This is a genomic window from Mesorhizobium sp. M7A.F.Ca.US.007.01.2.1, from assembly GCF_003998165.1.
GTDB classification, from domain to species: Bacteria; Pseudomonadota; Alphaproteobacteria; order Rhizobiales; family Rhizobiaceae; genus Mesorhizobium; species Mesorhizobium ciceri.
Map to the genome: position 1 here is coordinate 1 of NZ_RZQP01000271.1, position 7,525 is coordinate 7,525.

Below are 7,525 nucleotides of genomic sequence, written 5' to 3' on the forward strand. Positions count from 1 at the left end.
TAGAAGGATTGGGCGTGACCGACGACGTGACGAACCAGCCGCCGCCGCTGACGGGCGGCAACGCCTGGCGGGGCGATCCGTTGCTGATCCAGCTCGCGGAGCGTTTTTCCGATCCGGTGCGCCGGGAACTCGACGGTCTCGGCCGTTTCGTGCTGACGCAGGAGGCGCAGGAACTGGCGCGCCTCGCCAATGTCGAGACGCCGAAGCTGAGGACGCATGATCGCCAAGGACGGCGCATCGACGTGGTCGAGTTCCATCCCGCCTATCACGCCTTGATGCGCCGCTCCGTGGCCAATGGGCTGCATTCCTCGGTGTGGGAAAACGGCGACACCGAGATCGGCCGCCGCCATCAGGTCCGTGCCGCCCGGTTTTATCTGACGGCGGAGCTCGAGACCGGGCATCTGTGCCCCATCACCATGACCAACGCTTCGCTGGCGGCCTTGATGGCCAGCCCGAAACTGTTTCGTGAATGGGCGCCGCGCGTGACGACGCGCAAATATGACCAGAGCCAAAAGCCGCCGGTCGAGAAAACCGGGCTGACGCTCGGCATGGGCATGACCGAGAAACAGGGCGGCACCGATGTGCGCGCCAATGTGACGAGGGCGGAACGCGCCGGCAGCGGTTTTTATCGTCTGACCGGGCACAAATGGTTCATGTCGGCGCCGATGTCGGATGCCTTCCTGGTGCTGGCGCAGGCGCCGGAGGGGCTGTCGTGCTTCCTCGTACCGCGCGTTCTGGGTGACGGCTCGGGCAACGGCTTCCGCTTCCAGCGGCTGAAGGACAAGCTCGGCAACCGTTCCAACGCATCCTCCGAAGTCGAATTCGTCAATGCCATCGGCGAGATGGTCGGCGAACCCGGTGCCGGTGTGAAGACGATCATGGACATGGTGACGCTCACCCGGCTCGATTGTGCCATCGCCTCGTCGGCGATCATGCGCGCGGGCCTCGCCGAGGCCGTTCATCATGCCCGCCATCGTCAGGTGTTCGGTTCGACCCTGATCGAGCAGCCGTTGATGCAGCGCGTGCTGGCCGACATGGCACTCGATGTCGCCGCCGCCACCGCACTGTCGTTCCGGCTGGCGCGGTCCTTCGACGAGGCGGCCAGCGACCGCGGTGAAGCGGCGTTTGCCCGCGCCATGACGCCGGTCGTCAAATACTGGGTCTGCAAGATCGCGCCGCCTTTGCTCTATGAGGCGATGGAGTGCCTCGGCGGCAATGGCTATGTCGAGGAGGCGCCGCTCGCCCGCTATTATCGCGAGGCCCCGGTCAACGCGATCTGGGAGGGCTCGGGCAATGTCATGGCGCTCGACGTGCTGCGCGTGCTTGGCCGTGCGCCCGGCCTGTTCGAGGATGTGCTGGCCGGCATCGACCGCGATCTCGGCGCCGGCGGACGCGGCACGATCGGCGTGCTGAAGGCGGCGATGCAGGTCGCTTCAACCGACGAAGGTTCGGCTCGGCTGCTCACCGAGCAGCTGGCTCTGTCGGCTGCGGCGGCAGAATTGCGCCGTCTGGGGGCAGGGCGGATCGCCGACGCTTTCGTCGAGACGCGATTGGCCGGCCAATGGCGCAACACCTATGGCATGATCGATTCGCGCCACGATGCACGCATGATCATCGACACGCTCTATCCGCCAGTGAACTGAGCCGCGAGCATCGCAAAAACCGGCGCCATCCACAGTTTTGAGGCGTTGGTCCGTATCCTCTCGCATATGGCTAATTTCCGTTAACCTTAACAAATGGTTTCCGTTGCGATGGCGAGCGGCAAGGCCCACTGTCCCGGCGCAAGCAGGCAATGGTTCAGATTGGCCGTCTCCTGCTTTGCGAAGCAGGAACACCGATGCGACAGGTACTGACCTCTTTTCTGACCTTGCACTGGACGATTGTTTTCGCCCTGCTTGCGCTCATCTGCATCGACGGAAACCGTGGTGTGGCGGCGGCGCTCGGCGTGATCGGTGCCACAATCGAGGGTACCCGCTTCGTCAACCTCGACAATTTCGTTGTCGTGGCGCCGCTTGCCACCGCATTGCTGGTCGTCGCGGTTCTGTTTTTCTGGGCCTTTGTCGAAGCCCTGGTCAACGACGCGACCAGCCCGGACGCCGACAGCGTTGCCCGCATCGCCTTCATCTGCGCGTCCGGCGTGTTGTCGCTGATCGTCATCGGGGGTGCTGCGCAAGGCATAAACGGGCTGTTCATGGCTGTTGCCGTGCAGCTGGCAGCACTTCTGGCATCCTATGTCGCCATGCTTGCCGAACGGCGGTCCGTGGTTGCGGCAGCGGCTTCGGGCGAAGGCGAGATCCATGCCGTCGCGCACGGCATGGCAAAAGCCGCAGCCCACAATTCGCTGCTTTCACTCATATCAGGCCGAACGGTGTCCAAAACCGGCTCCAATCCCAGGGGAGGCCGCTGATGCGCTACATCTTCGGATTCTGGGCGGCGCCGATGGCGATTTTCTGGGGCTGGTTCTATCTGTCGGCCAATGACATCAATTTCGGCTACGCGATGCTCAGCCGCCAGATGCACGACTTCTTCTTCCAGCTCTACGGTCAGATGCTCGGCATCGATCCGGCGATCATCCCCGGCATGGTGGCGAAGACGTGCGTCTTCGACGGGTTGCTGCTGATGGCGCTTTGGGCATTCCGCCGTCGCCGCGAAATCGCCGGCTGGGTCAGACAGCGCTGGGCGGGTCCGGTTCCGTTCGAGCGGATGCGTGGAGCGACTGAAGCCGGTCCAAAACTCCCTGCAGAATAAACGCGGCTGCCGCCGAATCGATCTTGCCGGCGCGCTTGCGGCGCGAGAAATCCATCTCGATCAGCGTCCTTTCGGCCGCGACCGTCGATAGCCTTTCGTCCCAGAGCACGAAGGGCAGGTCGCTCATTTGTGCCATGTTACGGACGAAGGCGCGCGATTTCTGCGCACGCGGACCTTCCGAGCCGTCCATGTTGATCGGCAGCCCAATCACCACGGCGCCGGCATTCTCCTTCTGCAGCAAGGCGAGCAGCACCGCCGCATCGAGCGAAAATTTCCTTCGCATGATGACCGGACGCGGATGGGCGAAGGAAAACCTCTGGTCCGAGACCGCGACGCCGATCGTCTTGTCGCCGAGGTCAAGCCCCGCCAGCGTCTTACCGCCGGCTAACCGCGCCGGCAATTCTTCGATCGTGATAATGCCCACCGGCCGTCCTTCGCCTTTCACCACCAGGTGTTTTGTCAAACGCGTGGCGGACAAGTAACCCTTTGATCTCGGGGCCACTGGCGTTCTATCCTTTGGCAAGTCAAAAATCGAGGAATGCATTCATGAAACTGACCTGGTACGGCCACTCGGCCTTTCGGATCGATACCGCTGATGTCAAGATCCTCATCGACCCCTATCTGATAGGCAATCCGTCATGGACGGGTGGCTGGGAGGGCCCGGCTGAGGGTGTCACGCATGTGCTGCTGACGCATGGCCACAGCGACCACATCAGCGGCGCGGTGGAGGTGCTCGGCAAAAGCGGCGCCCAGCTCGTCGCCAATTTCGAGATCTGCATGTATCTGGTCGGCAAGGGCGTCAGCGACAAGAAGATCAATCCCGGCAACATCGGCGGCACCGTCGATTGCGGCAGCTTCACCACCACTTTTGTCCAGGCGCTGCACTCATCCTCGTTCCCGGGCGAGGGCGGCCAGAACACCTATCTCGGCAATCCGGGCGGCCTCGTCCTGCATTTCCCGGAAGACAAAACGCTCTATCACATGGGCGACACCGACATCTTCTCCGACATGGCGCTAATCAACGAGTTGCATGAGCCGAAGATAGGCCTGGTGCCGATCGGCGACCGCTTCACCATGGGCGGCGCGGTGGCGGCACTTGCCTGCCGGCGCTTCTTCAAATTCGACACCGTGGTTCCCTGCCACTTCGGCACGTTTCCGATGATCGACCCGACCGCCGATAAGTTCGAGGCCGGCCTGGAAGGATCCGGTGTAAGGGTGGCGTTGCCGAAAATCGGTGAGACGATTACGATCTAGAAACAGCTAAAGTGGAATAAATCCATGGTATTGGGGCGATCTCTTTGCGTTTCCATGTTTGTCGCGGCGTCGCCCGCGCTCGCCGCGGATGACTTCATCGAAGGCGTCTACCTTCAGTCCGAAGAGCTTTGCACGCAGGCCAAAAAGGACACGCTGCAAACGCTGATCGACGCCGGCAACATCGTGCTTTCGGCGCACGGCCTGCAGAGCGTGGAATACAATTGCGAGTTTCTGCAGGTCAGCAAGGCGACCGCTTCGCCGAGCTGGGCGGTGACGGCCCTCTGCCAGGAACCGGGCTATGTCTTCCCGGATGTCCTCTCGGTGACGCAAATGAATGAGAAGCAGATCGATCTCGTGTCGGTCCGGCCCGTCAACGACGAAAGCGAAGCAAGCGGCAACAGCGGCAGCTACTATTTGTGCGAGGGCGTTGCCCTGCCGGAGACATCATCCTGTGCGTGGATCGATGGCCGAAGACTAGGCCGCCGCCGCAGCCTGGTCTCTCGCACGATGCATGTTGCGCAGCGCGCGCGGCGCCGCTATAGCCCGAACTGGTTTTCCCCGAGGCAAAAACATGTCCGTAGATCTTCAGACAGTGAAGCGCGTCGCGCATCTCGCCCGCATTGCAGTGAGCGAGGAAGATGCCGAACGGATGACCGGCGAGCTGAACGCCATTCTGGGCTTCGTCGAACAGCTGAATGAGGTCGATGTTTCCGGCATCGAACCGATGACCTCGGTGACGCCGATGGACATGAAGAAGCGTCAGGACGTTGTTACTGACGGCGGCAAGGCAGCTGACATCGTCGCCAACGCGCCGGCGACCGAAGAGAATTTCTTCCTCGTGCCGAAGGTCGTGGAGTAAACCGGCCGATGGCAATCGACATCGCCATTGAAACGCCACTGCAGGACGACGTGCGCGGCCTGGTCGAGGAACTCAACCAGACCTTGCTCGAACTGACGCCGCCGGAGCATTGCTACCATCTGACGGTCGAGCAGATGGCTGGTGAGGACACGACTGTCTTCATCGCCCGCGACAACGGCATGGCCATTGGCTGCGGTGCGCTGAAACGCCATGACGGCGCTGTCGGCGAGGTCAAGCGCATGTACACGCGGCCCTCGCATCGCGGGCAGAAGATCGGCGCGAAAATCGTCGAGCAGGTCGAGGCGCTGGCGCGCAACGAGGGGCTGAAGCGCCTGGTGCTGGAGACGGGCGACCGTCACCCCGCGGCGTGGACCGTCTACGAACGCGCCGGGTTTTCGCGTTGCGGCCCGGTGCTGGATTATCCCGATTCCGAGTGGTCGGTGTTTTACGAAAAGAGCCTTTGATGAGCGACCTGACCCAGCTGACGATTTCACAGGCCCGCGCCAAGCTGCACGGCAAGGAAATCACCGCGACCGAGATCACCGAGGCCTATCTCTCGGCCATCGATCGCGCCAATCCCGCGCTCAATGCCTATGTCGCGGTGACAGGCGACAAGGCGCGCGACATGGCCAAGGCGTCCGACGCAAGGCTGGGCAAGGGCGAGGGCGGTGCGCTGGAAGGCATCCCGCTCGGAATCAAGGACCTGTTCGGCACCGAAGGCGTCCATACGCAGGCCTGCAGTCATGTGCTGGACGGGTTCAAGCCGCGCTACGAATCGACCGTTACGTCAAATCTGTGGGCCGACGGCGCCGTCATGCTCGGTAAACTCAACATGGACGAGTTCGCCATGGGCTCGTCCAACGAGACGTCCTACTATGGCCCGGTCATCAATCCGTGGCGGCGCTCGCGCCTAGACACGGTGGTGATGCCGACGACGCATCAGGGTGATGGCGGCTTCGTCTCGGCCGGCGGCACCAGGACCGCGCGCAGCCTGGACAATGCGCAGCTGGTGCCGGGCGGTTCTTCCGGCGGTTCGGCAACCGCAGTGTCGGCCTTCCTGTGTGCCGGCGCGACCGCGACGGATACTGGCGGCTCGATCCGCCAGCCGGCCGCCTTCACCGGCACGGTCGGCATCAAGCCGACCTATGGCCGCTGCTCGCGCTGGGGCATCGTCGCCTTCGCCTCGTCGCTCGACCAGGCCGGCCCGATCGCTCGTGACGTGCGCGATGCCGCGATCCTGCTGAAGTCGATGGCCTCCGTCGATCCGAAGGACACGACGTCGGTCGACATGCCCGTACCGGACTATGAGGCCGCGATCGGCAAGCCGATCAAGGGCATGAAGGTCGGCATTCCCAGGGAGTACCGCGTCGACGGCATGCCCGAAGAGATCGAAGCGCTGTGGCAGAAGGGCATTGCCTGGCTGAAGGACGCCGGCGCCGAGATCGTCGATATTTCCCTGCCGCACACCAAATATGCGTTGCCTGCCTATTACATCGTGGCGCCCGCCGAGGCTTCGTCCAACCTCGCCCGCTACGATGGCGTCCGCTACGGCTTGCGCGTGCCGGGCAAGGATATCGTCGACATGTATGAGAAGACCCGTGCCGCCGGTTTCGGCCGTGAGGTCAAGCGCCGTATCATGATCGGCACCTATGTGCTGTCGGCCGGCTATTACGACGCCTACTATCTGCAGGCGCAGAAGGTGCGCAATCTGATCAAGCGGGATTTCGAGACTGTCTTCGCCGCCGGCGTCGATGTCATCCTGACCCCGGCAACGCCATCCGCCGCCTTCGGCATCGCCGACGAGGACATGGCTGCCGATCCGGTCAAGATGTACCTGAACGACATCTTCACCGTCACGGTGAACATGGCCGGCCTGCCGGGCATCGCTGTGCCCGCCGGGCTCGACGCCAAGGGTTTGCCGCTCGGGCTTCAGTTGATCGGCCGGCCGTTTGACGAGGAAACCCTGTTCCAGACCGCCGCCGTCATCGAGCAAGCCGCCGGCACATTCCAGCCGGAGAAATGGTGGTAGCATGCCGCCCCCGTCTCGCATTTCCATCGTCGAGACGGAAGACGAACTGCTGATAACCAACCCACCGCGCATCTCGGATTTCAGGATGGGCTTCGTCCTGGTTGGGGCCGCGATCGTTGCCTACACCGGCTACATGGGATTGACCGACACGTCGCCCGCAAACGTCGCCAGCGGCACTCTCGGACTGCTGTCGTTCACTGCGATCATTGCCCTCTTCACCTACTTCCTCGGCAAGGATTTCATGTGGCTGGTGTTCGGCAAGGAAACCCTGCGGCTAACCGACGTGGCAGCCGTGCGCGACGTCAGGGGTTTTGTGCGAAATCGTTCCTCATTGCCTTTGAAAGGGCACCTTGAGGCCGAAATCCTCGACCATACCTATCCAACGGATGAAGCGGGGCTGTCGGAAGTCATCAGGTTGACCAACACCAACGGCGTCCTTGTTTTCGGCAGGGAGTTGAGCCGGCCCGAGGCCGAGGCTGTGACAAGTGCCGTCGAGCACTTCATCGGTCGTGAGAATTCGAGCCGACGATAGGCAGCCAATGTTCTTCTACCTTTCCAAGATCTTCTGGTTCTTCATCCAGCCGCTCAACCTGGCGATCTTCCTGCTGCTGGCGGGACTGCTCGCGGTCACGATC

9 protein-coding genes and 2 pseudogenes are annotated in these 7,525 nt (G+C 62.6%); 10 read left to right on the forward strand and 1 reads right to left on the reverse strand.

The features are described 5' to 3' along the window. Positions 1 to 14: 14 nt before the first annotated feature. The 3 genes from EN949_RS30600 (at position 15) to EN949_RS30610 (ending at position 2,748) form a co-directional block, all read left to right on the forward strand. Complete coding sequence (locus tag EN949_RS30600; RefSeq protein ID WP_013531793.1) at positions 15 to 1,643, forward strand: DNA alkylation response protein; 1,629 nt, start codon at positions 15 to 17, stop codon at positions 1,641 to 1,643. Between the two features lie 194 nt (positions 1,644 to 1,837). Then, positions 1,838 to 2,407, forward strand: a complete 570-nt coding sequence (locus EN949_RS30605; RefSeq protein ID WP_013531792.1) for a hypothetical protein — start codon at positions 1,838 to 1,840, stop codon at positions 2,405 to 2,407. Next, the gene (locus EN949_RS30610) at positions 2,407 to 2,748 is read left to right on the forward strand and encodes a DUF6105 family protein (protein WP_013531791.1); all 342 of its coding nucleotides are present in this window, start codon (positions 2,407 to 2,409) and stop codon (positions 2,746 to 2,748) included. Before EN949_RS30605 ends, EN949_RS30610 begins: the two co-directional genes overlap by 1 nt. Here EN949_RS30610 and ruvX read toward each other — a convergent pair. Next, positions 2,666 to 3,172: a Holliday junction resolvase RuvX gene (gene ruvX / locus EN949_RS30615; protein WP_013531790.1), complete on the reverse strand. Its 507-nt coding sequence runs from the start codon at positions 3,170 to 3,172 to the stop codon at positions 2,666 to 2,668. The two genes, EN949_RS30610 and ruvX, sit on opposite strands and share 83 nt — an antisense overlap. Before the next feature lie 122 nt (positions 3,173 to 3,294). On the opposite strand from ruvX, the gene EN949_RS30620 reads away from it, so the two are divergent. The 7 genes and pseudogenes from EN949_RS30620 to EN949_RS36795 all read left to right on the forward strand — a co-directional run. Continuing rightward, entirely contained in the window at positions 3,295 to 4,002 is a 708-nt protein-coding gene (locus EN949_RS30620; protein ID WP_127365957.1) for a metal-dependent hydrolase, read from the forward strand. Between the two features lie 24 nt (positions 4,003 to 4,026). Next, positions 4,027 to 4,440 (forward strand): annotated as a pseudogene (locus EN949_RS30625) (hypothetical protein); the annotation flags it as partial. Positions 4,441 to 4,573: 133 nt separating this feature from the next. Further along, a complete protein-coding gene (gene gatC / locus EN949_RS30630; protein ID WP_013531787.1) occupies positions 4,574 to 4,861 on the forward strand; it encodes an Asp-tRNA(Asn)/Glu-tRNA(Gln) amidotransferase subunit GatC in 288 nt (95 codons plus the stop codon). Positions 4,862 to 4,869: 8 nt separating this feature from the next. Further along, the gene (locus EN949_RS30635; protein WP_013531786.1) at positions 4,870 to 5,325 is read left to right on the forward strand and encodes a GNAT family N-acetyltransferase; all 456 of its coding nucleotides are present in this window, start codon (positions 4,870 to 4,872) and stop codon (positions 5,323 to 5,325) included. Continuing rightward, positions 5,325 to 6,890: an amidase family protein gene (locus tag EN949_RS30640; protein ID WP_127365956.1), complete on the forward strand. Its 1,566-nt coding sequence runs from the start codon at positions 5,325 to 5,327 to the stop codon at positions 6,888 to 6,890. Before EN949_RS30635 ends, EN949_RS30640 begins: the two co-directional genes overlap by 1 nt. Position 6,891: 1 nt before the next feature. After that, the gene (locus EN949_RS30645; RefSeq protein ID WP_013531784.1) at positions 6,892 to 7,422 is read left to right on the forward strand and encodes a hypothetical protein; all 531 of its coding nucleotides are present in this window, start codon (positions 6,892 to 6,894) and stop codon (positions 7,420 to 7,422) included. A 7-nt stretch (positions 7,423 to 7,429) separates the two neighbouring features. Continuing rightward, positions 7,430 to 7,525 (forward strand): annotated as a pseudogene (locus EN949_RS36795) (YdcF family protein); the annotation flags it as partial.

What these genes read in the sequence shown, in the direction of transcription:
- EN949_RS30645 (WP_013531784.1), top strand. Translation starts at nt 6,892, where the DNA reads ATGCCGCCCCCGTCTCGCATTTCCATCGTCGAGACGGAAGACGAACTG.
- EN949_RS30635 (WP_013531786.1), top strand. Translation starts at nt 4,870, where the DNA reads ATGGCAATCGACATCGCCATTGAAACGCCACTGCAGGACGACGTGCGC.
- gatC (WP_013531787.1), top strand. Translation starts at nt 4,574, where the DNA reads ATGTCCGTAGATCTTCAGACAGTGAAGCGCGTCGCGCATCTCGCCCGC.
- EN949_RS30640 (WP_127365956.1), top strand. Translation starts at nt 5,325, where the DNA reads ATGAGCGACCTGACCCAGCTGACGATTTCACAGGCCCGCGCCAAGCTG.
- EN949_RS30605 (WP_013531792.1), top strand. Translation starts at nt 1,838, where the DNA reads ATGCGACAGGTACTGACCTCTTTTCTGACCTTGCACTGGACGATTGTT.
- EN949_RS30610 (WP_013531791.1), top strand. Translation starts at nt 2,407, where the DNA reads ATGCGCTACATCTTCGGATTCTGGGCGGCGCCGATGGCGATTTTCTGG.
- EN949_RS30620 (WP_127365957.1), top strand. Translation starts at nt 3,295, where the DNA reads ATGAAACTGACCTGGTACGGCCACTCGGCCTTTCGGATCGATACCGCT.